The sequence below is a fragment of the Kribbella sp. NPDC031520 genome, from assembly GCF_055580825.1.
Genome location: NZ_JBVIKS010000004.1, coordinates 398849 through 422100, shown reverse-complemented (window position 1 = coordinate 422100; position 23252 = coordinate 398849). Strand labels below are relative to the sequence as shown.

At 69.0% G+C, this 23252-nt stretch carries 21 protein-coding genes; 11 read left to right on the top strand and 10 right to left on the bottom strand.

Annotation, left to right across the window (positions count from 1 at the left end; translation table 11 throughout):
* Positions 1–24 precede the first annotated feature (24 nt).
* From ACZ5BU_RS22745 to ACZ5BU_RS22735, 3 genes are all read right to left on the bottom strand, one after another.
* Positions 25–285, bottom strand: a complete 261-nt coding sequence (locus tag ACZ5BU_RS22745; RefSeq protein WP_465701820.1) for a WhiB family transcriptional regulator — start codon at positions 283–285, stop codon at positions 25–27.
* Between the two features lie 73 nt (positions 286–358).
* Entirely contained in the window at positions 359–1795 is a 1437-nt protein-coding gene (locus ACZ5BU_RS22740) for a glycosyltransferase family 87 protein (RefSeq protein ID WP_465702675.1), read from the bottom strand.
* Positions 1796–1898: 103 nt separating this feature from the next.
* On the bottom strand, positions 1899–2396 hold the full coding sequence (locus ACZ5BU_RS22735; protein WP_465701818.1) for a MarR family winged helix-turn-helix transcriptional regulator: 498 nt from the start codon (positions 2394–2396) through the stop codon (positions 1899–1901).
* Positions 2397–2435: 39 nt separating this feature from the next.
* Between ACZ5BU_RS22735 and ACZ5BU_RS22730 the strand changes: the two genes are divergently transcribed.
* Both ACZ5BU_RS22730 and ACZ5BU_RS22725 read left to right on the top strand, forming a co-directional pair.
* Positions 2436–3380, top strand: a complete 945-nt coding sequence (locus ACZ5BU_RS22730; RefSeq protein WP_465701816.1) for an EamA family transporter — start codon at positions 2436–2438, stop codon at positions 3378–3380.
* Complete coding sequence (locus tag ACZ5BU_RS22725) at positions 3280–4299, top strand: LacI family DNA-binding transcriptional regulator (RefSeq protein ID WP_465701814.1); 1020 nt, start codon at positions 3280–3282, stop codon at positions 4297–4299. Before ACZ5BU_RS22730 ends, ACZ5BU_RS22725 begins: the two co-directional genes overlap by 101 nt.
* Here ACZ5BU_RS22725 and ACZ5BU_RS22720 read toward each other — a convergent pair.
* Both ACZ5BU_RS22720 and yicI read right to left on the bottom strand, forming a co-directional pair.
* Entirely contained in the window at positions 4275–6182 is a 1908-nt protein-coding gene (locus ACZ5BU_RS22720; protein ID WP_465701812.1) for a beta-galactosidase, read from the bottom strand. The two genes, ACZ5BU_RS22725 and ACZ5BU_RS22720, sit on opposite strands and share 25 nt — an antisense overlap.
* Positions 6179–8380 (bottom strand): alpha-xylosidase, encoded by a 2202-nt coding sequence (yicI, locus tag ACZ5BU_RS22715; protein ID WP_465701810.1) that lies wholly within the window; start codon positions 8378–8380, stop codon positions 6179–6181. Before yicI ends, ACZ5BU_RS22720 begins: the two co-directional genes overlap by 4 nt.
* A gap of 114 nt (positions 8381–8494) precedes the next feature.
* Between yicI and ACZ5BU_RS22710 the strand changes: the two genes are divergently transcribed.
* The 3 genes from ACZ5BU_RS22710 (at position 8495) to ACZ5BU_RS22700 (ending at position 10878) form a co-directional block, all read left to right on the top strand.
* Positions 8495–9172 carry a response regulator transcription factor gene (locus ACZ5BU_RS22710; RefSeq protein WP_325037062.1) on the top strand — a complete coding sequence of 226 codons (678 nt, stop codon included), beginning with the start codon at positions 8495–8497 and terminating at the stop codon, positions 9170–9172.
* Between the two features lie 419 nt (positions 9173–9591).
* On the top strand, positions 9592–10620 hold the full coding sequence (locus tag ACZ5BU_RS22705) for a sensor histidine kinase (RefSeq protein WP_465702673.1): 1029 nt from the start codon (positions 9592–9594) through the stop codon (positions 10618–10620).
* A 60-nt stretch (positions 10621–10680) separates the two neighbouring features.
* Positions 10681–10878 carry a DUF1918 domain-containing protein gene (locus tag ACZ5BU_RS22700; protein ID WP_465701807.1) on the top strand — a complete coding sequence of 66 codons (198 nt, stop codon included), beginning with the start codon at positions 10681–10683 and terminating at the stop codon, positions 10876–10878.
* An 89-nt stretch (positions 10879–10967) separates the two neighbouring features.
* Here the strand turns inward: ACZ5BU_RS22700 and ACZ5BU_RS22695 are convergent, their stop codons facing one another.
* The gene (locus ACZ5BU_RS22695) at positions 10968–11861 is read right to left on the bottom strand and encodes a LysR family transcriptional regulator (RefSeq protein ID WP_465701805.1); all 894 of its coding nucleotides are present in this window, start codon (positions 11859–11861) and stop codon (positions 10968–10970) included.
* Positions 11862–11942: 81 nt separating this feature from the next.
* Between ACZ5BU_RS22695 and ACZ5BU_RS22690 the strand changes: the two genes are divergently transcribed.
* Positions 11943–12815 (top strand): DMT family transporter, encoded by an 873-nt coding sequence (locus tag ACZ5BU_RS22690; RefSeq protein ID WP_465701803.1) that lies wholly within the window; start codon positions 11943–11945, stop codon positions 12813–12815.
* On the opposite strand, the gene ACZ5BU_RS22685 is transcribed toward ACZ5BU_RS22690, so the two are convergent.
* On the bottom strand, positions 12777–13877 hold the full coding sequence (locus ACZ5BU_RS22685) for a DNA glycosylase AlkZ-like family protein (protein ID WP_465701801.1): 1101 nt from the start codon (positions 13875–13877) through the stop codon (positions 12777–12779). The two genes, ACZ5BU_RS22690 and ACZ5BU_RS22685, sit on opposite strands and share 39 nt — an antisense overlap.
* 95 nt (positions 13878–13972) lie before the next feature.
* Between ACZ5BU_RS22685 and ACZ5BU_RS22680 the strand changes: the two genes are divergently transcribed.
* A complete protein-coding gene (locus tag ACZ5BU_RS22680) occupies positions 13973–14800 on the top strand; it encodes a hypothetical protein (RefSeq protein ID WP_465701799.1) in 828 nt (275 codons plus the stop codon).
* 104 nt (positions 14801–14904) lie between these two features.
* Positions 14905–15159 (top strand): GlsB/YeaQ/YmgE family stress response membrane protein, encoded by a 255-nt coding sequence (locus ACZ5BU_RS22675; protein ID WP_465701797.1) that lies wholly within the window; start codon positions 14905–14907, stop codon positions 15157–15159.
* 36 nt (positions 15160–15195) lie between these two features.
* On the opposite strand, the gene ACZ5BU_RS22670 is transcribed toward ACZ5BU_RS22675, so the two are convergent.
* The 3 genes from ACZ5BU_RS22670 to ACZ5BU_RS22660 are packed head-to-tail and all read right to left on the bottom strand — an operon-like array spanning position 15196 to position 19349.
* On the bottom strand, positions 15196–17565 hold the full coding sequence (locus tag ACZ5BU_RS22670; protein WP_465701795.1) for a glycoside hydrolase family 65 protein: 2370 nt from the start codon (positions 17563–17565) through the stop codon (positions 15196–15198).
* The gene (locus tag ACZ5BU_RS22665; RefSeq protein ID WP_465701793.1) at positions 17562–18305 is read right to left on the bottom strand and encodes a beta-phosphoglucomutase family hydrolase; all 744 of its coding nucleotides are present in this window, start codon (positions 18303–18305) and stop codon (positions 17562–17564) included. Before ACZ5BU_RS22665 ends, ACZ5BU_RS22670 begins: the two co-directional genes overlap by 4 nt.
* 60 nt (positions 18306–18365) lie before the next feature.
* Positions 18366–19349 carry an acetylxylan esterase gene (locus ACZ5BU_RS22660; protein ID WP_465701791.1) on the bottom strand — a complete coding sequence of 328 codons (984 nt, stop codon included), beginning with the start codon at positions 19347–19349 and terminating at the stop codon, positions 18366–18368.
* 147 nt (positions 19350–19496) lie between these two features.
* On the opposite strand from ACZ5BU_RS22660, the gene ACZ5BU_RS22655 reads away from it, so the two are divergent.
* The 3 genes from ACZ5BU_RS22655 to ACZ5BU_RS22645 are packed head-to-tail and all read left to right on the top strand — an operon-like array spanning position 19497 to position 23251.
* Positions 19497–20084, top strand: coding sequence for a PadR family transcriptional regulator (locus ACZ5BU_RS22655; RefSeq protein WP_465701789.1), 588 nt, complete (start codon positions 19497–19499; stop codon positions 20082–20084).
* A 40-nt stretch (positions 20085–20124) separates the two neighbouring features.
* The gene (locus ACZ5BU_RS22650; RefSeq protein WP_465701787.1) at positions 20125–21726 is read left to right on the top strand and encodes a sulfatase family protein; all 1602 of its coding nucleotides are present in this window, start codon (positions 20125–20127) and stop codon (positions 21724–21726) included.
* A 10-nt stretch (positions 21727–21736) separates the two neighbouring features.
* Positions 21737–23251 carry an ABC transporter substrate-binding protein gene (locus ACZ5BU_RS22645; protein ID WP_465701785.1) on the top strand — a complete coding sequence of 505 codons (1515 nt, stop codon included), beginning with the start codon at positions 21737–21739 and terminating at the stop codon, positions 23249–23251.
* The last annotated feature ends 1 nt before the right edge of the window (position 23252 follow it).

The window sequence follows — 23252 nt, the reverse complement described above, 5'->3', positions numbered from 1 at the left end:
CCTGGCTGGATTACCAGACAGGGCCTAGCTGGCGGCACACTCCGGATGGCCGCGGCGGCGTCCGTACAGGAGGGTCTCGCCGGCGGCCGTTCCGGTGTACTTCGTCCGCCGCGCCCATTCCCGGCACTCCTCGAGGACCGGGCACGATTTCAGGCACAGCTCACGCGCCTTGCGCTGCTCCCAGCGGGTGGCGGTCTCGTCGTACGCGGGCGCCTGGCCGATACACGCCGCGCGGCTCATCCAGCGGTCGGCGGGATCCACGATCACGGTCAGCGTCGGCCTCATGACACCGACGGTAGAACGTCCGCGACCCCGCGCGACCTTTGTCTCGAAATATGATCGAGTTAGTAGACATTCATCAGGCGGTCGCCAACGCCCGGGACCGCACGCCGTCGGACGGGTCGTCGACCGCGTCGCCCCGCCGGACCGGATCGTTCTCCGGGAGCAGGATGTCGCGCGCGACCACCAGCATCAGCCACAGCGTGCCGGCCATCCGCAGGATCACCGAGAACCAGTAGATCCGGTCCGGTACGTTCGGATCGCCCGGTTGCAGGAACTGCGCCAGATGCATCCAGACCAGCATCCAGTAGAAGCACTCACAGGCCTGCCAGATCAGCCAGTCCCGCAACCGGGGTCGGGCGAGCGCCACCAGCGGCAGCAGCCACAGCACGTACTGCGGTGAGTACACCTTGTTGATCAGCAGGAACGCCGCCACGACCAGGAACGCGAGCTGCGCGAACCGCGGCGGCCGGGGCGCCATCAACCCGAGGATCGCGATCGACAGGCAGAGCCCGGCGAAGATCACGATGTTCAGCTGGTTGACGTCGGTGACCTCGTGCTTGGCGAGCTTGAGGACGTACCAGATCGAGCCGTAGTCGCTTTCCCGCTGGTCGTTGAACTGCCAGAACGAGAGCCACTCGTTCTTCGCCAGCAGGTAGATCGGCGCGTTCACCAGACCCCACGCGACCGCGGCCGCGATCGCCGCCTGGAACCACGGCCACAGCTTCCGCCCGCGGAGGCAGACGATCAGCAACGGCCCGAGCAGCAGGAACGGGTAGAACTTCGCCGCCGTCCCGAGCCCGAGCAGGACGCCGAACCAGATCGGCTTCCCGCGCGACCAGGCGAACATCGCCCCGGCCGTCAGGGCGACCGCGAACAGGTCCCAGTTGATCGTCGACGTCAACGCCAGCACCGGCGCGGCAGCGACGTACAGCGCGTCCAGCGGCTGCCCGCGGGCCGCGCCCGGTTTTCGCTGCACGCCGCGAGCGGTCGCGACGGTGAGGCCGACGACGAGCAACGCGCAGAGGAACAGCATGACGGTGTTGACCAGGAAGAACACACCGGCCGTGTCGCGCTTCTGCTCGACGGTCAGGTCCTTCTTCGGGTCGCCGGTCATCAGCCAGGTGATCCGGGCCGCGACCTCCATGAAACCGCCGGTGAGCACCGGGTACTCGAGCACCGGGTAGTTGCCGGTGTCCAGGAACGGCCAGTTACCCTCCGCGAAACCGCGCTCCTGGTAGAGGAACCCGATGTCGGAGTAGCACAGCGCCTTGAACGGCTTCCAGCTCTGGCGGTCCCAGCCGGCCTCCATACACGGCGCCTTCTGCAGTACGCCGAGACCGAAGGTGATCGTGCAGACCGCCAGCGCGATCCGCAGCGGCGTCCACCACGACGACCCGAGCCGGGCGAACCGCCCGGACGGTCCACCGAGCCCGACGGTCAGGCCGGCGACGGCCGGATCGGCCTCCGACGGCGTCGGCGCGAGCTCGCGTTGTGGTCCGGTCACGGTGGGCATCATCTCCTATCGGCTCACCCGGCAACAGCCCGGGTCAGACACCGCTAGGCGCCGAGGTTACCCACCTTGGGCCGTCGTCGTCTCACAGGTCCCCTGCGTGGCGTCAGGATTCTGTCGTCGGTTCTAGCCGCGCGAGCCACGTCGTCAGCAACTTCTCGAGCTGAGCCGATTCCTCCGGTGTCAAGGCGTCGAGGAGCCGCCGCTCGTTCGCCATGTGCGCGGTGAACGCCTTGTCGATCAGCCGCCGCCCCGCCGGGGTCAGCTGCACCACCCGGCCGCGCCCGTCCGCGTCGCTGCGCCGACGCCGGACCAGGCCGGCCGCCTCCAGCCGGTCGACCCGTTTGGTGACCGCGCCGGTCGTCACCATCGTGTGCAGCGCGAGCTCCCCCGGCGCACGCTCGTACGGCGCTCCCGCCCGGCGCAGCGCGGCGAGGATGTCGAACTCCCCCTCGGTCAACCCGTACTGCGCGTAGAGCAGCGTGAGCTCGCCGGTCAACCGGTTGGCGATCCGGTGCAGCCGCCCGATCACCCCCTGCGGGGTGGTGTCGACGTCGGGCCGCTCGACCTTCCACGCCGCCTGGATTCTCGCCACATGGTCCATACCTGCACTATATCTTCCCGGGAAGATATAGTGTTTTCCATGGAAGATACTTTTCGCTGGTCGCTGGTGACCGCGATCGCGCCGATCGCCTGGGGCACGAACTACTTCGTCACGCACGAGTATCTCCCCGCCGGACATCCCTTGTACGGCGCGGTCTTCCGTGCCCTACCGGCCGGTCTGCTCCTGCTCGCGATCGCCCGCGAGCTGCCGCGCGGCGCCTGGTGGTGGCGCTCGGTCGTGCTCGGGATCTGCAACATGGGCGCGTTCTTCGCGCTGATCTACCTGGCCTCACAACTGCTGCCGGTCAGCCTGGCGTCCACGATCATGTCCGCGGCGCCGTTCACGATGGCCCTGTTCGCCTGGGGTCTGCTCGCGGAACGCCCGACCGCGCTCGTCCTGATCGGAGCGACCGGCGGCGTCGCGGGCGTCGTACTACTGCTCGGCGCCGGGTCGGCCGCTGTCGACCTCCGTGGCGTCACCGCGTCGGCGGCCGCGCTGACGATGTCGTCGTTCGGCTATGTACTGGTCAAGAAGTGGGGCCGCGCCTCGCTCGCGACGACGTCGTGGCAGTTGATCGCGGGCGGTCTGGTGCTGATCCCGTTCGCGGTCCTGATCGAGGGCGCGCCGCCGCACCTCGACCTGCCGGCCGTCGCCGGTTTCACCTACGTCGGCCTCGTGGCGACCGCGCTCGCCTTCACCGCCTGGTTCGCAGGGCTCCGGCGGCTGCCCGCCGCGACCGTCGGCCTGATCGGCCTGCTGAACCCGGTGACCGGCGTACTGCTCGGCGTTTCGTGGGCCGGGGACGTCCTGACGAGCCGGCAGATTCTGGGACTCGGGCTCGTGCTGCTGGGCATCGCGTTCAGTCAGCTGCGATCATGGCGGCATGGTCACTATCGCGGACGTCGCCCGGCACGCCGGGGTGGCGACCAGCACGGTGTCCTACGTGCTGAGCGGGAAGCGGACGATCTCGCCGGACACCCGTGAGCGAGTGCAGCGCAGCGTCCGCGCCCTCGGCTACCGGCCGAACGCGAGTGCCCGCGCACTCGCCGCCCGGCGTTCGAACGTCCTGGCGCTGGTGATGCCGCTGCGGACCGGTATGCACGTACCGGTGATGATGCAGTTCGCGAGTGCGATCGTGACCACGGCCCGCCAGTTCGATCACGACGTACTGCTGCTCACGGCCGACGAAGGACCCGACGGCCTGGAGCGGGTGGCGCAGACCTCGCTGGTCGACGCGCTCGTGGTGATGGACGTCGAGCTGCACGACGAACGGGTGCCGGTGCTGCGCGACCTGCCGATGCCGTCGGTGCTGATCGGGTATCCCGAAGACGCCGACGGGCTGACCTGCGTCGACCTCGACTTCGTTGCCGCGGGCGCGCTCTGCGTGGACCACCTCGCCGATCTCGGTCATCGGTCGCTTGCCCTGCTCGGTACGCCGTCCGCCGTTTACGAACGGCAGACCGGGTTCGCGCAGCGGACGCTCACCGGGTTCGCCGAGGCTGCCGCCCGGCGCGGGATGCTCGGGGTGGAGACACCGTGCGAGCACACGTTCGACGCGATCCTGCAGACGGTCGGGCAGTTGCTGCACGAACACCCTGACCTCACCGGGCTCGTCGTACAGAACGAGCCGATCATCGGTCCGCTGCTCGACGTACTGCGACGGCTCGGCCGGCGGGTGCCGGAGGACATGTCGCTGGTCGCGATCTGCGCGGACGACGTCGCCGAACGGCAGGTGCCGCAGCTCTCGTCGGTGACGATCCCGGCAGAACAGATCGGCGGGCAGGCGGTCGAGGCGCTGATCGCCAAGCTCGAGGGCGGCACCGTGCCGGAGCTGACCCTGCTGCCGCCGGCGCTGACCGCCCGCGGCAGCTCCGGCCCTCACTCCGACCGCACCACCGCATAACCTCCGGGCGGCACCGTCAGCTCACCGTCGACAGCCATTCCGCTCACCAACTCGACACCCTTCGCGGGTACGACGACCTCTTCGTCGCCGTGGTTGATCCGGAACGTCCAGGTCATCTGCCCGGACCGGCGACGCACCGTCTCCACCGGCTCGCCGACGCCGACGAGGTTCTCGACCAGCGCGGCAGCGGTCTCATCGTCCAGCTCGGTCGAGACATACCACGCCGTACCCGCCCCGATCTGCCGCCGGGTGATCGCGGGCTTCCCGTCCAGCACTCCCCCGGCGTACCGGTCGACCACCTCGGCCGACACTGCCCGAACGTCCTCGCTCCACAGCCGCCCGCGCCCGCCGGACGCCAGCGCGACCTCGTCCGCGAGGGGGTGGAACTCCTCGACCTGGACGCCGAGCAGCTCGGTGAGGGCATACCGGACGCGGGCGTCGGGGTCGACGATGCCGCTGAAGTACCCGACCACGAGCTGCCCGCCGTTCTCGACGTACGCCGTGAGGTTCGCGGCGGCCTCGTCCGAGATCAGGTAGAGCGACGGCACCACCACGACGCCGTACGAGGAAAGGTCCGCGTCCGGTGCCGCGAAGTCGACGGTCACGCCCGCGCGCCAGAACTGCCGGTGCGCGGACCGGACGGCCTTCAGGTAGTCCAGGTCCGACGACGGCAGGTGCGTACCCTGCATCGCCCACCAGCACTCGGCGTCCCACAGGATCGCGACGTCCGCGACAACGTTGCTCTCGGCAACTTCAGCCAGCCGCGGCAGGACCGCGCCGAGGTCGGTGATCTCCCGGAACATCCGGCTCTCCGGCCCCGCGTGCGGAACCATCGCCGGGTGGTACATCTCCGCACCGCCCCGCGACGCCCGCCACTGGAAGAACAGCGCGCCGCGTGATCCGCGGGCGACGTGCGACAGGCTGTGCCGCGCCATCCGGCCCGGCTCCTTCGTATGCCAGCGGCGGCCTTCGTTCAGAGCGCCGGCCGCCTGTTCCATCAGCAGCCACGGTTTTCCGCCGGCCCAGCCGCGGGCCAGATCCGCGCCGAACGCGGTCTGCTCCTCCGCGCCGATCCCGGCCTGGTCCGGATAGTGGTCGATGGCAACCACATCGACCTCGGCGGCCCAGCGCGCATGGTTCACCGGAACCCAGCCGCCGAACACGAAGTTCGTGGTCACCGGTGCGTCGGAATGCGCTCGCAGCGCTGTCTTCTGCTCGACGAAGGCAGCCAGCAACTCGTCCGACCAGAACCGCCGGAAGTCCAGATACTGCGTCGGGTTCACCAGGTACTGCGTCTTCCGCGGCGGCTCGATGTCGCGCCAGTCGTCGTACCCCTGGCTCCAGAACGCCGTCGTCCACGCCTCGTTCAGCCGGTCGAGCGACCCGTACCGCTCCCGGAGCCAGCCGCGGAACCGCTCTGCCGCCAGCGAGCAGTAGCACGTCGTCCCGTACTCGTTGTGTACGTGCCACATCGCCAGCGCCGGGTGATCGTGGTACCGCTCGGCCAGCTTGCCGGCGATCCCTCGCGCGGCGTCACGGTACGCCGGGGCGCAGGCGCAGTACGTGTCCCGGCTCCCGTGCGTCAGCCGTACGCCGTCCGCGGTCACCGGTAACCCCTCCGGGTGCAGGCGGCTGAACCACGGCGGCGGCGACGCCGTCGGGGTGGCGAGATCCACGCTCACCCCGCCGTCGTGCAGCAGGTCGAGTACCTGGTCGAGCCAGCCGAAGGTGTACTCACCCGGCCGCGGCTCGAGGCTCGACCACGAGAAGACGCCGACCGTCACCAGGTTCACCCCGGCCTGGCGCATCAGCTCGACGTCGTCCTTCCAGACAGCCGGGTCCCACTGCTCGGGGTTGTAGTCACCGCCGTACCAGAGCTTCATCCGCGTACCTCGACGGTGAACGTGCTCTTTCCCTCGACCACCCGAGACTCCACGCTGCCGTCGCGGTAGGCCAGCTCGACCTCGGCGCCGGGCAGCCGCACTGTCGTCACCTGTCCGTTGGACGGCTGGAACCACCGCATTTCCACGCCGTTGGACCAGTCGTACTCCGGACGGTCGTCGACCGCGCCGATCGGGATCACCGCGCCCTCGCGGACGTACAGGGGAACGCTGTCGAAGCCGTGCGTCTGCTGCACCCAGCCCGGCCCGGTCAGCACCTCGCCGGTCAGGAGCGACGTCCACCGACCGCGCGGCAGGTAGAACGAGACCTCACCGTCGGAGCTCATCACCGGCGCCACGAGCAGGTCCGGGCCGAGCATGTACTGGCGGTCCAGGTACGCGACCGCCGGGTCGTCCGGGAACTCGAGCACCATCGGCCGCATCATCGGCACCCCGTCGCTGTGCGCCTCCTCCGCGGCGGTCATCAGGTACGGCATCAGCGACAGCTTCAGCTTGGTGAACTTCCGCAGTACGTCGACCGCTTCCTCGTCGAACGCCCACGGGACGCGGTACGACGAGGATCCATGAAGGCGCGAGTGTGACGACAGCAGGCCGAACGCGACCCACCGCTTGAAGATCGCCGGATCGGGCGTGCCCTCGAACCCGCCGATGTCGTGGCTCCAGTAGCCGAACCCGGACGCGGCCAGCGACAGCCCGCCGCGCAACGACTCCGCCATCGCCTCGAACGTCGACTCGCAGTCGCCGCCCCAGTGCACCGGGAACTGCTGGCCGCCGGCCGTCGCGGACCGCGCGAACAGCACCGCCTCGCCGTCGCCGCGGTTCTCCTCGAGCAGATCGAAGACGGCCGCGTTGTAGAGCTGCGCGTAGTAGTTGTGCATCCGCTCCGGGTCCGAACCGTCGTACCAGACGACATCGGTCGGGATGCGTTCGCCGAAGTCGGTCTTGAAACAGTCGACGCCGAGGTCGATCAGCGCCTGCAGCTTCGAGCGGAACCACGCGGTCGCGTCCGGGTTGGTGAAGTCGACGACCGCCATCCCGGCCTGCCACATGTCCCATTGCCAGACCGAACCGTCCGGCCGCTTCAGCAGGTACCCGAGCCGGCGGCCCTCCTCGAACAGGGCCGAACGCTGCGCGATGTACGGATTGATCCACAGGCTGACCCGCAGGCCGCGCTCCTTCAGCCGGCGGACCATACCGGCCGGGTCCGGGAACGCCACCGGATCCCAGGCGAAGTCGCACCAGTGGAACTGGCGCATCCAGAAGCAGTCGAAGTGGAAGACGCTCAACGGCAGGTCCCGCTCAGCCATGCCGTCGACGAACGAGCTCGTCGTCTCCTCGGTGTAGTCGGTGGTGAACGAGGTCGACAACCACAGCCCCATCGACCACGCGGGCACCCGCGCCGGACGTCCGGTCAGCCCGGTGTAGCGGCGCAGCACGTCCTTCGGGGTCGGCCCGGCGAAGACGTAGTACTGCAGCTCCTGCCCCCGGACGCTGAACTGGTTGCGGGACGTCACCTCCGAGCCGAGCTCGAACGAGACGAGTGCAGGATTGTCGACAAGAACCCCATATCCCTTGCTGCTCAGGTAGAACGGGACGTTCTTGTACGCCTGCTCGCTGGACGTCCCGCCGTCGGCATTCCAACTGTCGACAATCTGACCGTTCTTCACCAGCGGGCCGAACCGCTCGCCGAGGCCGTAGACCGTCTCGCCGACGCCGAGCGCGAGCTGCTCGTGGACGTATTGGTTGCCCTCGGCATCGGTAATCAGGCCGACGCTGCGCTCCCCCGAGTTCGTCAGCGGCCGGCCGTCCTGCTCGAACCGGACGTCCCACGGCCCCTCGAGCGCGATCACCACGCTCAGCTCCCCCGACGTCAGCCGCGCCTCGGCCGGGCCGGCCTCGACCTTCACCGGGTGGTCCGTGCCGGTGTTCAGCCGGTACGACGGCCGCGCGGGCCGGCCGCCGACGTGGTGCGCGATCCGGACCCCGATCACGCCGCGGGCCGGCGAGCTGAAGGTCACCGTGAACAGCGGCTGGTTGAGGGTGTCGCCACGCCGCTCGATCCGCCGGGCCGGCGCGTAAACGGTCAGCTCCCGGTCGCCCACCTCGACGCTCTCGACCTCGACCGGCCGCAGGCGGCTGAGTCCCGGACGTAACTGCCAGTACCCGTCGGTGAACTTCATCTGTCCGGCCTCCCGATTGTCGAAGCGCTTCGACAACGCTAGGGGGACCGCCTGCCGCCGTCAATCTCTGGGGCTCTCAGCGGATTCTCAGCGGGTTGCGGTGACACTGTCGGAATGCGAGTGCTGATGGTCGAGGACGAGCTGCGGCTGGCAGACACGGTCCACCGCGGGCTGACCGACGCCGGTTTCGTGGTCGAGTTGGTGCACGACGGCGAGAACGCCGTCTGGGCGGCGACCGAGCACAGCTACGACGTGATCGTGCTGGACATCATGCTGCCGAAGCTGAACGGGTACCGCGTGCTGGAGCTGCTCCGGGCCCGCGGGATCTGGACGCCGGTGCTGATGCTGACCGCGAAGGACGGCGAGTACGACCAGACCGACGCGTTCGACCTGGGCGCCGACGACTACCTGACGAAGCCGTTCAGCTTCCTGGTCCTGGTCGCCCGGCTGCGCGCGCTGATCCGGCGCGGCGGCCCCGAGCGGCCGGTCGTGCTGATGGCCGGCGACCTGTCGCTGGACGTGGCCCGCCGCCGGGTGGAGCGGAACGGGCGGGAGATCACGCTGACGCCGCGCGAGTACGGGCTGCTCGAGTTCCTGATGCGGCACCGCGGCGACACGGTCAGCAAGACCGAGATCCTGCAGAACGTCTGGGACCCGGCCTTCGACGGCGACCCGAACGTGGTCGAGGTGTACGTCCGGTACCTGCGGAAGAAGATCGACACGCCGTTCGCCCGGCACGCCATCGAAACCATCCGCGGGATGGGTTACCGGCTGAACCCGGAAGGCGGCTGAGAGTCAACTGAGTCCGGACCTGCGAAACTGGTGGGGTGAGCACGGTCGTGCGACGTCGCGTTGACGGGTGGTACCGGACCGCCGGCGGCCTGCGGCAGGCCAGTGTGCGGAGCCGGTCGACCGCCGCTGCCGTGATCGTGGTCGCGGTCGCGCTGCTGGTCGGCGCCGCCGCGCTGCTGCTGCTCCTGCAGCGGGCACTGATCACCGAGGTCTCCGACGCCGCCGAGGGCCGGGTCGCCGACGTCGCCCGCCAGGTCAGTACCGAGGGGACGAAGGGCCTCGGGGAGGACCTGGCCAACACCACCCGGGCCAGTCAGCTGATCCAGGTCCTCGACCCGAGCGGGAAGATCGTCGCCGCCTCGTCGTCCCGGGTGGACAACTCGCCGCTGACCGATCTGCGGCCGCCGGACGGCGCGCTGATGCGGGCCGAGGTCGGCGAGATGCCGCTGATCGACGACGACCACTCGTTCCTGATCGTCGCGCAGGGCGCCGCCTATCACGGGACGACGTACACCGTGGTGGTCGCATCGTCGGTGGAGACCCAGCGGCAGACGGTCCGGACCGTCTCGAAGTACCTGCTGATCGGGTTCCCGTTGCTGCTGCTCGTCGTCGGTATCGCCGGGTGGCTGATGATCGGGCAGGCGTTGCGGCCGGTGGAACGGATCCGGTCCCGGGTGCAGGGCATCGGGACGCGGGACCTGACCGAGCGGGTCCCGGTCCCGCAGACGCGGGACGAGATCGCCCGGCTGGCGGTGACGATGAACGAGATGCTCGACAGGCTGGAGACCGGGCAGGCGACCCAGCGCGCGTTTGTCGCGGACGCCAGCCACGAACTGCGCTCGCCGCTGGCCACGCTCACCGCAGCACTCGAGGTGATCGAGGCTGACACCACCGGCAAGGCGTGGCGTGAGCTGCGGCAGGTGATGGAGACCGAGACCGACCGGATGCGGCAGCTCGTCGAGGACCTGCTGCTGCTCGCGAAGGCCGACGACACCGGGATCCGGATGCGGCAGACCGACGTCGACCTGGACGACCTGGTCGAGGCGGAGATCAAGCGGCTGCGCAACTCCAAGCCCGAGCTCACCGTCAAGGGCGACGTCCACCCGGTCCGCGTCACCGGCGACCCGGCCCGGCTGAGTCAGGTACTGCGGAACCTCGTCGACAACGCCGCCCGCGCCGCGCACACCACGGTGATGCTGACGACGGCCGAGCACGACGGCTCCGCGGTGATCACGGTCGAGGACGACGGCGACGGCATCCCCGAGGAGGACCGGCAGCGCGTGTTCGAACGCTTCGTCCGCCTCGACACCAGCCGCTCGCGGGCCAGCGGAGGTTCCGGCCTGGGCCTGTCGATCGCCCGCGAGATCACCCGCGCCCACCACGGCACCATTACCCTCGCCTCCTCCCCCAGCGGCGGTACGACAGCCACTGTCACCCTCCCGAGCTGACACCGAGGGGTGGTGTCCGCCGCCGTGCTGGATCAAGCTGGTGGTGAGGAGGTGGATGTGGTGAAAGCTGTGGCAGGCGATCAGGTCGTCGTGGAAAGCAGTCATCTGCTGGCGCACCGGCGGGAAGGGCAGATCGTCGAGGTGCACGATCCGTCCGGCGCCCCGCCGTACCTGGTGCACTGGAGCGACACGGACTCCGACTCGCTGTTCTTCCCGGGGCCGGACGCGCACATCGTGCACACCGAAGAGCCCGACTAGCGCGCCGATCACGCGCCATCTTTGAGAAGCTACCGACCATTCCGGGGCGGCCGAAACGGCTGGTGGCTTCACAAAGATGCCTCGAAAAGTCAGTCGGAGTGTCGGACGGCCGCGGCTGCGGTCTGTAGCTCGGACAGGATCGTGCGTACTGCGCGGCGCGCCGTGCGCTCCGGGCGGTGCAGCGCGTCCACGTGCCGCCGCGTCTGCACACCGCGCAGGGGCTTGAGGACGATCCCCGGATGCGGCCGCGCCGTCCACCGCGGGATCAGCGCGAGCCCGGCGCCGGCGGCCACCATCTCCGCGACCACCGTGAACTCGTTGACCCGGTGCACCACGTCGAGCCGCCGGTCGGCGGCCGCCCCGATCGCCTCGATCGTCGCCAGCAGCGGGAACCCGTCGTGGACCGTGATCCACGGCTCGCCGGCCACGTCCCGCGGCGTCAGTGACCGCTTCGCCGCCAACGGGTGGCCGGCCGGTACGGCGACGTCCATCGGCTCGTGCAGCAACGGCGTGACCGCGACCGTCCGCGGCCAGGCCGGCGTGTGATCCAGCCGGTGCGCCAGGACGACGTCGTACTCGCGGGTGAGCGGCGGGAACTCGTCCTGCGGTACGTCCTCGTCGTGCAGGCTGAGCCGCGGCGCGGCCCCGGACCGGAGCAGCCGTGGGAAGAACGCGGCGGCCGCGCTGTGGAAGGCGGCGACCGTCACCACCCCGTCGGGTTGCTCGACGAACTCCTCGACGGTCTGCCGCGCCCGCGCCAGCGCCGACTCGACCTCGGCGGCGGCACCCGCCAGTGCGCGACCGGCCGCGGTCAGGACGACCCGCCGGCCGTCGCGTTCGGTCAGCGGCACCGGCATCGAGCGCTGCAGCAACCGCAGTTGCTGGGAGATCGCCGACGGGGTGACCAGCAGGGCCTCGGCGGCCGCGGTCACACTCCCCAGCTCGCCGACTTCGCGGAGCACCCGCAGCTGCCGTTCGTCCATCCTCATACTGTAGATCTACTTCACCGTCGCTGAAGAAGTTGGTACTTGGCTTCAACGACAGCTCGCGTCACCGTTGACCTCGTGCCCGGATCCCGCCGTACCGATCTCGTCCTGCTGCTCGTCGCCGTCGTCTGGGGATCGAGCTACCTCGCAGCCAAGACCGCGACCGGAAGCGCGCCGGTGCTGACCGTGCTGTTCCTCCGGTACGCCATCTCCGCGATCGCCCTGGTCCCGTTGGCGCGCGGGATCCGCCGGAACGAACTCAAGGCCGGTCTGATCCTCGGCCTCACGCAGGCGTCGGTCCTCGTGCTGGAGACGTACGGCGTCACGCACACCAGCGCGGCGAACGCCGGGCTGATCATCAGCCTGACGCTGGTCCTGACGCCGCTCTTCGATCGCCGTGGACTCCCGCCGCGGTTCTATCTCGCGGCCGGCACCTGTGTGATCGCCGTCGGGCTGCTGATGTCCGCGCACGGCCTGCACACTCCCGGCGTCGGTGACCTGTTGATGCTTGCCGCTGCTGTCGTCCGCGCGGGTCACGTCGTCCTCGTCGGACGGCTCTCGACCGGGCTCCGACCGTTGCAGCTGACAACGATCCAGACCCTTGTCGGTACGGCGCTGTTCGCGGTGCCCGCCGTACCGCATCTTCCCACGCACGCAGGCGTCGGCACGTGGTTGCAGATGGTCTATCTCGCCTTGTTCTGCAGCGTTTTCGCGTTCCTCGCGCAGACCTGGGCGGTGCAGCGGACGTCCGCCGGCCGGGCCAGCCTGCTGCTCGGCACCGAACCGATCTGGGCCGTTGCCTTCGGCATCGGTCTGGGTGACGAGCGGCTGACGGTGCCCGCGGTGCTCGGTGCGCTGCTGATGCTGGCCGGCACGTTCTGGGGTCAGTCGATCGAGCGTGCCCACCGGGAGTCACGCACCGACCAGCTCCAGCTGCAGCCACTTGGCTAGGTCACGGATCTCGCGCTGGACGGCGGCCCGCAGGGTCTTGGAGAACGGCTCGTCCTCGTGGATCGCGTCGACCCGGAACACGCCGGCCTTCCGGTCCGACATCGCATCGAGCTTCCCGACCAGGCGGTCGTTGTACAGGATCGGGAGCGCGAAGTACCCCCAGCGGCGCTTCGCGACCGGCTTGTACATCTCCAACTGGTAGTCGAAGTCAAAGATTTCGGTCAGCCGCTTGCGGTCGTACACCAGCCGGTCGAGCGGCGAGAGGATCGCGGTCCGGCCGGTGAACGGCTGGTCGAGCAGCTCCGGATCGATCCGCCACTCACCCCGGACGCCGTCCACGACCGCCCGCTCCCCCGCTGCACCGGCGTCCAGCGGCTCGCCCGGACAGGCCGGTCCCTTCGCGCGCAGCAGGCCCATCGAACGGAGCCGCTGCTCGTCGCGGATCCGGCGCGCCGCCGCGATCGGCACCGGCGGATCGTCCGGGTACACCCGAGAAGCCAGATCCCACAGGCGGTCCCGGCCGTCGCGGCCCGCGACCGCCACCTCGCCGCGCTGCATCATGAACTCGAGCAGTTGCGACACGTTCCGGTTGTTGGTCCACCCGGTGGACTTCCACGGCCGCACGCAGGTGTCCGGCAGCTCGCGCATCACCAGCGGGCCGTCCTGGCGGAGGCGTTCGAGAATGTCGAGCCGGCAGCCCTCGTTCGCCTGGACCCAGTCGCCGCGGTACGTCTGCCAGTCGAGCGGCTCGCCGTCGGACGGCCACGCGGCCATCTCGGCCCGGAACAGCGCCAGCGTCTCCGGCAGCCGGACGAACCCGCGCAGTTCGACCAGCTGCAGCGAGGCGAGCGCGTCGGCCAGCTCGGAGGCGTCGTACGACGAGCCGAGTCTGCTCCACAGCACCAGGTCCGCGTTGGGTGCGACGTACGCGGTCTGGTCGAGCTGCAGCACGTTCAGCCCGCGGACCACGTCGTACAGGTCGGTGGGTCGTTCGCCGGTGAGCAGCTGCGCGCGGACGGCCAGCCGCCTCGCGTCGCGCTTCGTCAGCTGATGAACGGTCACGCCCAGAGACTAAGTCTCAGGTCGGACAGTATTCTGAAAGCGGACGCCGAGCGGGTGGGGACCTGGGCTCGGATGGTAGGGGGTGTTTCGTGACGGTGCGTGGTCGAGTGTTCCTGCCCAGTGTTGTTTTGCTGGTCGTAGCCGGCTGTTCGGGCGCGGACGGGGCCGGCGCACCGGAGTCGGCGCCGCCGTCGATCGTCTTGTCGCAGACTCCCGCGGCGGACAAGCCGGCGACCAGTTGCGCGCAGTCGAAGGAGGCGCTGCCGCCGGCCGCCGACACCGACGAGGTCGTCCTGACCGCCAGCACCGATCCCAGCCGTACGTCGCTGCTCCTGAAGAACACGGGCAGCCTGACGGTGGTCGTCGTACCGGACGCATCCTTCACCACCCGGCTGATCGCCGCGCCGTACGCGAACCCGAAGGACGCGGCGTCGCGGTCCGCGCTGATCGCGGTCAACAACAACGGCGACGCCGAACTGCACGGCGTTCCGACGTACGTGCCGAAGACGCAGATCATCACGCTGCCTCCACAGTGGGCGATCTGCGCGCTCAGCGACAACGTCAAGGAGCCGGCCAGCGTCCGGTACGTCCAGAACCAGGCCTCGAGTGCGGAGTACTTCGTCGTGAAGGCGCTCGCCGATCAGCTGCTGCTCAAGACCAGCATGGAACGCAGCCGGGCGACGCTGATCCGCTGCGCCCGGACCACCACGACCATGCTCAAGTCGCACCCGAACCTGCCGGACATCCAGCTGTACGTTGCGATTCTCGGCTCCCGGTCAGACTGCGGGGCCGGGTACACGGCGCTGCTGCACGGCGACGAACGCGCCGCGGGTCAGCTCGGCGCGACCGTGCTCACCCAGCTCGGGAGTGCTCCGCGACTGCTTCCGGACAGTCCCCTCCTCGGCATGACCGCCGGCTCCTGACCAGGGTCGGGTCCGGGTCGGGTCAGGGCAAACTCCACTGCCGTTGCGCCGGTCGAAACCGGAGACTGGAGTCATACCGTTCGACACCTCGGAGGACTTCAGTCATGTTGGGCTTTATCATCGCCGGTCTCGTCATCGGAGCACTCGCCCGGTTGTTCACGCCCGGCAAGCAGAAGCTCGGCCTGCTCGCCACGCTGCTGCTCGGCCTGGCCGGCTCGGTGATCGGCGGCACGATCGCGAGCATCCTCGGCACCGGCGGCATCTTCGACCTGAACCTGATCGGCTTCGTGGTCGCGGTGATCTCGTCGGTGATGCTGGTCGGCACCGCCGAGTCGCTGGCCGCCAAGAGCAAGAACTGACCGCGCTGCATTCCAGAGAACCCGGAGTGCCGTCCGTCAGCTGTCCTCGTTGATCGCCATCGCCGCCCGTGGCTCACGGCCCAGCGGCTGTGGCGGCCGGGGCAGCAGCGGACGGCGCTTCTGCAGTGTCCGCACGACCGGCTGATCCACGGTGACGGTGACGTCCTCACCCGCGTGCCGGAAGGTGATCGAAGCACCCGGCCCGTCGTGCACGGTGTACTTCACCGCGACCGGGTCGATCTCGACCTTCAGCCGGACACCACGCCAGCGGACCGTGAAGTTCAGCCCGGACAACCCCATCGGCAGCGCCGGATCGAACGACAGCGTGCCCTCCTGATCCCGCAACCCACCGAACCCGGCCACCAGCGCGCTCCAGGCACCCCCCAGTGATGCCATGTGCAGCCCGTCGCCGGTGTTGTGGTGCAGGTTGCGCATGTCGATCAGCGCGGCCTCGTACGCATAGTCGTAGGCCAGGTCGAGATGACCGACCTCCGCCGCCATCACCGCCTGCACGCACGCGGACAACGACGAGTCCCGTACCGTCAGCCGCTCGTAGTAGTCGAAGTTGCGGGCCTTCTCCTCGGGCGTGAACGCGTCGCCGCACCAGTAGGTCGCCAGCATCAGGTCGGCCTGCTTGACCACCTGCGTGCGATAGAGCTGGAAGTACGGCGCATGCAGCAGCAGCGGGTACTTGTCCTTGTAGCCTTCGAAGTCCCAGACCGCGTACCCGGTGAAGCCTTCGGACTGTGGGTGGACACCGAGGTCGTGGTCGTACGGCAGGTAGACGGCGGCGGCCGCGTCCCGCCAGGACGCCTCCTCCTCACTGTCGACACCGAACTCGCGGGCCTTGGCCGGCAGCTTCGCGGCGATCGCGGCCGCCGACCTCAGGTTCCGCGCGGCCATCAGGTTGGTGAAAACGTTGTCGTCGGCAACAGCGCTGTACTCGTCCGGACCGGTGACACCGGGCAGGTGCCAGCGGCCGTCACGGTCGTGGTGGCCCAGCGACATCCACAACCGGGCGGTCTCGACCAGGAGTTCCAGCCCGACCTCGTCGAGGAAGGCCTCGTCATCGGTGGCCCGGTAGTACCGCATGACGGCCTCGGCGATGTCGGCGTTGATGTGGAACGCCGCCGTCCCGGCGGGCCAGTACCCGGAGCATTCCTGGCCGCGGATCGTCCGCCACGGGAACGCCGCGCCCCGGAAGCCCAGCTCCGCGGCACGCTGCTTCGCCATCTCCAGCGTCGAGTGCCGCCAGTGCAGCGCGTCGGCGGCCGCGTCCGGCTTCGTGTAGGTCAGCACCGGCAGGACGAAGCCCTCGGTGTCCCAGAACGTGTGGCCGTCGTACCCCGCGCCGGTCAGACCCTTGGAAGGGATCGCCCGCCGCTCGGCCCGCGCGCCCGCCTGCAGTACGTGGAAGAGCGCGAACCGGACCGCCTGCTGCAGTTCCGGATGTCCGTCCACCTCGACGTCGGCGCCGTCCCAGAAGTCGTCGAGGAAGGTGACCTGCTGCTTGGTCAGCCCGTCCCAGCCGGAGAACCGCGCACTCGCGAGCGCGGCCGCGACCTGGTCCCGGATCGCGGTCTCGGACCGCAGGCTGGACCAGCCGTACGCCAAGTACTTCACCACGCGCAGGCTCTCGCCCGGCTGCAGCTGGGCGATCACCGTGGTCCGCGCCCAGTCCTCGCGTACGTCCTGGTCCATCGCGTACCGCACCGTCGTGTCCACCTCGTGCGCCATCGCGGCTGCCATCAACTGCTGGCTGCGCGTCGTGCGATGGATCAGTACGGTCCCGTGCTCGCCGCCGTCGTGGCTGACCGGCTTCAGCGGATTGTCGAGAACGGCCGCCACCCGCGGATCGTCGGACAGCTTCGGCTGCGCCTCGTTCGCGACCAGCTCGGACTGGATCACGAACCGGGCCGGCTGGTCGACCGGCTCCACGACGTACTCGATCGCGGCCACCGCGCGCTGGGTCAGCGACACCAGCCGGCGGCTGCGGACCTTGATCCGCTTGCCGCCCGGCGACGTCCAGTCGACGTCGCGCTCGAGGATGCCGGTGCGGAAGTCGAGGGACCGCTCGTGCTTGCTCAGGTACCCGTAGCGGATGTCGAACGGCGAGTCGTCGACGAGCAGCCGGATCAGCTTGCCGTTGGTGACGTCGACGAGGGTCTGCCCGGACTCCGGGTACCCGTAGCCGGCTTCGGCGTACGGCAGCGGGCGCTGCTCGTAGAACGAGTTGAGGTAGGTGCCGGGGATCGCGTACGGCTCGCCCTCGTCGAGGTTGCCGCGCAGGCCGATGTGACCGTTCGACAGGGCGAACAGCGACTCGGACTGGGCCAGCTTGTCCATCGCGAGCCGGGTCTCCCGCAGCCGCCAGGGCTCGACCGGGTGATGTCCTCGATCGATCACTTGTCCTCCAGCAACTCTGCGAGGTCCTTGACCACGATGTCGGCGCCCTGCGCCTTCAGGCCGGCGGCCTGGCCGACGCGATCGACGCCGACGACCTGCCCGAAGTGTCCGGAGTGGCCGGCCGACACACCAGCGAGTGCGTCCTCGAAGACGGCCGCCGCAGAGGGCTCGACGCCGAACCGGGCGGCCGCGGCGAGGAACGTGTCCGGGGCCGGCTTGCCCTTCAGCCCCTCGGTCCGGATCGTCACGCCGTCGACGACCTCCTCGACGTACTGCGCGAGGCCGGTCACGTCGAGCACCTCGCGGGTGTTCGCGCTCGACGACACCACCGCCCGGCGGAGGCCCGCCTGCTCGGCAGCCTGCAGGTACCGCCGGGAGCCTTCGAAGACGTGCACGCCCTCGGTCCGGATCCGCCGCTGGACGGCCTCGTTCTTCCGGTTGCCGAGCCCGTTCACGGTCATCGCGGCCGGTGGATCGTCCGGCGTGCCGTCGGGCAGCGTGATCTGGCGCGCCGCCAGGAAGTCCCGTACACCGCTGGCCCGCGGCTTGCCGTCGACGTACGCGTCGTACTCGGCGCGGGCATCGAACGGCACGAACGCGATGCCGTGCTGCGCCGAGTAGTCGCGGAGGAACTCGTCGAACATCTCCTTCCACGCCGCTGCGTGGACGGCAGCGGTGTCGGTGAGTACGCCGTCCAGGTCGAACAAACAGGCCTGGATCCCCGTAGCTAGTCCGAGCATGCCGCCCACGCTAGCCGGTCAACCGGTCCGGCAAGCCAAAGCCAGGCTAACGGGAGGCTTTCATCCGAAAATCCGGGCGAACCAGTCGAGCTGGACGAGCTGCTGGTACGTCTGCCCGCCCTCGTGCTCGTTGTACTGGTACACCTCGATGCTCTTGTCCGGGCTCCCGTAGTGGTTGTACGCGGCGAACACCGTCGACGGCGGGCAGGTCCCGTCCATCAGCGCGACCGAGAACAGCGCCGGCGCCGTGGCCAGCCGGCCGAGGTTCACGCCGTCGAAGTAGCTCAACGTCTTGAGCACCGGGTCGACTTCCTGCCGGAAGCCCTGCAGGTACCGCGTGATCTCGCCGTACGGGTCCTTGTCGGTGATCTGCAGCGCGCGCTCGAAGTAGCACAGGAACGGTACGTCGGGAGCGCAGCCGAGCAGGTCGATCCCGGCCAGCGGGGCGAGGCCGGCCGCGGCGATCGAGATGCCACCGCCCTGGCTGCCGCCGCTGACGATCAGCTTGTCCGGATCCACGAACGGCGACGTCCGGGCCGCCTCGAGCGCCCGCACCGCGTCGATGTACACGCGGCGGTAGTAGTACGTCTCCGGGTCGGTGATGCCGAGCGTCATGAAGCCCGGCGTGTGGTTGATCCCGGCGTACGGCGTGTCGTCCGGGGTGTTCTCGAAACCACCCTGGCTGTAGCCCTGGCCGCGCGTGTCCATCACGAAGTGCGCGTACCCGGCCTGCGCCCACAGCGTGGTCGAGTGCGGCAGACCGCGGCCGCCGCTGTAGCCGTGGTACTGAACGACGGTCGGCAGCGGGCCGTCGGCGCCGGCCGGGACGTGCAGCCAGCCCCGCACCGGCGAGCCGCCGAAGCCGGCGTAGGTGACGTCGTAGGTGTCGATCAGCGCGAGCTTGTTGTCGATCTCGATGAACGTGGCGGACAGGTCGTCGGTGCGCGCCTTCTCGATCGAGCGGCGCCAGAAGTCGACCAGGTCGGCGGGAGCGGCCACGTCGGGCCGGTACTCGCGGAGCTCGTCGAGGGAAAGGTCGAACATGGCCATGAGCGACAAACTTACGCCCGACTCGACTGCGGCGGTAAGGCATGTCCATAACTGGACAGGGCCTCGAACTCTTGACGGGGTATTCCACTTGTGGTGTCCTCTCGGGTATTCCACTTGTGTCATACCCGTTCGGAGGCGATCGTGAAGCTCGAGCACATCCTTCTCGGCGTGCTGCTGATGCGCCCCAGCACCGGGTACGACCTGAAGCGCTACATGGACGCCCGCGGGACGTTCCTCCGACCGAACACCCAGATGAGCCAGGTCTACCGCTGCCTGTCGTCGATGGAGGAGCGCGGCTGGGTCTGGCACACGGTCGAACCCCGGCCGGGCGCCCAGGACGCCAAGACCTACCGGGTCACCGACGAAGGGATCACGGTGTTCATGGACTGGCTGACGGCGCCGTACTCCCCGACCACCATCTACACCCGCGATCCCGGGTTCTACGGGCGGCTGGCGTTCTGCGGCTTCCTCGAGACCGACCAGGTGATCGAGCTGCTCGATCGGGAGATCCTCGCCCGGCAGCTGCAGATCAAGCGCTACCGCGACCGGGACCGTACCGTCCCCGAGGAGCCGGAGCTCCCGTTCGACGCCGACCTCCAGGGCCTCGTCGAAGAGCGCTCGCACGAACTCGGTTCGCAGCTGATGGACCAGCACGTCGCCTGGTGCATCGGGCTCCGCGAAGAGCTGCAGAGCCGCAGCTCCCAGCGACGCATCCGCGCGGTCGACTGACCGCGAACCCAAGCGCAGTTGCCCCTTCAGGAGCACAGCCATGCCTCCTTCCAGGCCGAACGTGCTTTGGATCAGCACGCATGACATCAACCCGCATCTTGGTTGCTACGCAGGAGTTTGGCCGGGCGCCGAGCAAGCATGTACGCCACGGCTCGACGCCCTCGCGGCCGAGGGTCTCCGCTTCGACCGCGCGTTCTCCGCGGCACCGGTCTGCGGGCCGTCGCGCAGCGCGATCGTGACCGGGTGCTTCCCGCCGGCGATCGGCACCATGCACATGCGGACCCGCGCCACTCCCCCGCCGTACGTGCGGCTGCTGCCGGAGTACTTCCGGGCCGCGGGCTACTGGACCGGGAACACCGCGTTCACCGACTTCCAGGTCGACATCCCCGAGCCGACGTACGACGCACTTGGCGACCACGCGCACTGGCGGCTGCGGGACGACCCGGAGCAGCCGTTCTTCATAGCGTTCCACAGCCTGATCACGCACGAGTCGCAGCTGTACCTGAGCGACGAGGAGTTCGCCCGGAAGACGCCGGACGCTGTCCGCGTGGAGAAGGCGGACGTTCCGCCGTATCACCCGGACACCGAGGTGTACCGGACGTCGTGGCGGCGGTACCTCGAACTGATCAGCCAGCTGGATCACTGGGCCGGCGGCATCCTCGATCAGCTCGAAGACGATGGGATTGTTGACAATACGATTGTCGTCTTCTGGAGCGACCACGGGCTGGGCATGCCGCGTGGGAAGCGGTGGGCCACCGAGCTCGGGTTCCGCGAGCCGCTGATCGTCCGATGGCCGGCCAAGATCACCGGCGGTACGTCGTACGCCGAACCCGTCGCGCTGATGGACCTGGCGCCGACGATGCTCGCGATGTGCGGGCTCGACGTACCCGAGCACATGCACGGCTCGGTACTGATCGGCCCGGACGGGAAGCCGCGGGAGCGGTCCGGGTACGTCGTGAGCGCGCGGGATCGGATGGGTGAGGCCGAGGACACGTCCCGCTCGATCCGCGACCGGCGGTTCCGGTACACCCGGCATCTGCACCCGGACCGGTCGCCGATGGGCCACACGGAGTACCCGGACAACCTCTGGACCTGGAAGGAACTGCGCCGGCTGTTCGCGCAGGAAGCCCAGCAACAGCTGGCGTTCGGCGTACCGCCGTCGATCCTCACCGACCTCCAGCGCTCGATCGTTGCCGCCAGCAAGCGTGCGCCCGAGGAGCTGTACGACGTCGAGGCCGATCCGCACGAGGAACACAACCTGGCCGGCCTGCCCGAGTACGCCGAGACCCGGCAACGGCTGTCCGGCGCGCTCGACGACTGGCTGGACACGACCGGCGACCTCGGCCGAAGACCCGAAGGTGATTTGCTCGCCGAGTGGCGCCCGAACGGCCGCCGCCCCGAAACCGTCGAACCCGCTGTCGAACACGCCGTCGAACACCGTGCCGGCCTGGTGGCGCTCACGTGCTCGACGGACGGCGCGGTCATCGGCTGGACCAACGATTCTCCCGCAGCAGAGCGCCGAAGCTGGCAGCTCTACACCGCCCCGTTCGTCCCATCCGCACCGATCTGGGTCAAGGCCTGGCGGCTCGGTTACGAGCCCAGCCCGGAAGTCCCGGTCCCTGAACCCTCTGAAGCACGCTAAGGAGCCCCTCATGCTCATCCGCCGCTGCAGCGCCTTTCTGGCAGCTGCCGCACTTGTCGTCGGCGTCGGTGCCTGTTCCGGCGCCGGCGCCAGCTCCTCCGCCGCCAAGACGCTGACCATCGGCAACGTCCTCGACAACAACTCCTTCGACCCGACGCAGCTGAACATCGGCAACCAGATGCAGTACTGGTCGCCGGTCTTCGACACCCTGCTGACCCGCGATAAGGACAACAAGCTCCAGCCCTGGCTCGCGACCTCGTGGAAGTACGACGCCGCCCGCACCACGCTCACCCTGAAGCTGAAGAGCGGCGTGAAGTTCACCGACGGTGCGCCGTTCGACGCGACCGTGGTGAAGGACAACCTGACCAACCTGGCCGCCGGAACCGGGCAGAACTCGTACATGAGCCGGTCGATCGCGACGTACCAGATCGTCAGCCCGACCGAGATCAACCTCAAGCTGAAGGCGCCGGACCCGGGGATGATCGACTACCTCGCCAGCGTCGGCGGGGTGATGGCCAGCCCGAAGTCCCTGAAGGCGAAGGATGTCGCGACCACGCCGGTCGGCAGCGGCCCGTACGTCCTGGACAAGTCCGGAACCGTTGCCGGTAGCACCTATACGTACAAGCGGAACCCAGGCTACTGGAACGCGTCGGCGTTTCCGTACGACAAGATCGTGATCAAGCCGATGAACGACCTGACCGCGCGGCTGAACGCGCTCAAGGCCGGCCAGCTGAACGCCACCCTGACCGACACCAACTCGCTCGCCGACGCCAAGCGCAGCGGGCTGACCGTCAACACCACGCCGGTCAACTGGAACGGTCTGCTACTGATGGATCACGACGGCAAGCTCGTCCCGGCGCTCAAGGACCTGCGGGTGCGGAAGGCGATCAACTACGCGTTCGACCGCGAGGCGATCCTGAAGAACGTGTCGCACAGTGCGGGCTCGCTGACCACGCAGATCTTCAACGCGGCCGGTGACGGGTACGACAAGTCGCTCGACACCGCGTACAACTACGACCCGGGGAAGGCGAAGCAGCTCCTCGCCGAGGCCGGGTACGGATCGGGCTTCTCGATCACGATGCCGGAGTCGCCCGGCTTCGCCCAGTACAACGCGATCATCGAGCAGCAGCTGGGCACGATCGGCATCAAGGTGAAGTGGGTCAAGGTGCCGGCGAACGCGGTCATCCCGGAGATCCTGTCCGGCAAGTATCCGGTCGCGTTCATGACGCTCGGCAGTCAGTCCGCGTGGCAGGACATCCAGAAGGCGGTCACCCGGAAGTCGCCGTGGAACCCGCTGAAGGCCGGCGACCCGCAGCTCGACAAGCTACTGGCGGCCGCCCAGAACGCGCCGGCGGCGCAGCTCCCGGCCGCGATGAAGGCGGTCAGCAAGTGGCTCGTCGACAACGCATGGTTCGACCCGTGGTATCGCGAGAACAGCGTCTTCCTGAGCGACGCGAAGACCGCGGTGACCATGCAGGCCTACAACGTGGCGCCGAGCATTGCCTCGTTCGCCCCGAAGGAGTGAC

Coding starts and splice junctions, on each gene's coding strand:
- yicI (WP_465701810.1), bottom strand. CDS start 8,380: ATGAAGTTCACCGACGGGTACTGGCAGTTACGTCCGGGACTCAGCCGC.
- ACZ5BU_RS22675 (WP_465701797.1), top strand. CDS start 14,905: ATGTTGGGCTTTATCATCGCCGGTCTCGTCATCGGAGCACTCGCCCGG.
- ACZ5BU_RS22725 (WP_465701814.1), top strand. CDS start 3,280: ATGGTCACTATCGCGGACGTCGCCCGGCACGCCGGGGTGGCGACCAGC.
- ACZ5BU_RS22705 (WP_465702673.1), top strand. CDS start 9,592: ATGCGGGCCGAGGTCGGCGAGATGCCGCTGATCGACGACGACCACTCG.
- ACZ5BU_RS22665 (WP_465701793.1), bottom strand. CDS start 18,305: ATGCTCGGACTAGCTACGGGGATCCAGGCCTGTTTGTTCGACCTGGAC.
- ACZ5BU_RS22735 (WP_465701818.1), bottom strand. CDS start 2,396: ATGGACCATGTGGCGAGAATCCAGGCGGCGTGGAAGGTCGAGCGGCCC.
- ACZ5BU_RS22730 (WP_465701816.1), top strand. CDS start 2,436: ATGGAAGATACTTTTCGCTGGTCGCTGGTGACCGCGATCGCGCCGATC.
- ACZ5BU_RS22645 (WP_465701785.1), top strand. CDS start 21,737: ATGCTCATCCGCCGCTGCAGCGCCTTTCTGGCAGCTGCCGCACTTGTC.
- ACZ5BU_RS22745 (WP_465701820.1), bottom strand. CDS start 285: ATGAGGCCGACGCTGACCGTGATCGTGGATCCCGCCGACCGCTGGATG.
- ACZ5BU_RS22650 (WP_465701787.1), top strand. CDS start 20,125: ATGCCTCCTTCCAGGCCGAACGTGCTTTGGATCAGCACGCATGACATC.
- ACZ5BU_RS22720 (WP_465701812.1), bottom strand. CDS start 6,182: ATGAAGCTCTGGTACGGCGGTGACTACAACCCCGAGCAGTGGGACCCG.
- ACZ5BU_RS22740 (WP_465702675.1), bottom strand. CDS start 1,795: ATGCCCACCGTGACCGGACCACAACGCGAGCTCGCGCCGACGCCGTCG.
- ACZ5BU_RS22660 (WP_465701791.1), bottom strand. CDS start 19,349: ATGTTCGACCTTTCCCTCGACGAGCTCCGCGAGTACCGGCCCGACGTG.
- ACZ5BU_RS22710 (WP_325037062.1), top strand. CDS start 8,495: ATGCGAGTGCTGATGGTCGAGGACGAGCTGCGGCTGGCAGACACGGTC.
- ACZ5BU_RS22695 (WP_465701805.1), bottom strand. CDS start 11,861: ATGGACGAACGGCAGCTGCGGGTGCTCCGCGAAGTCGGCGAGCTGGGG.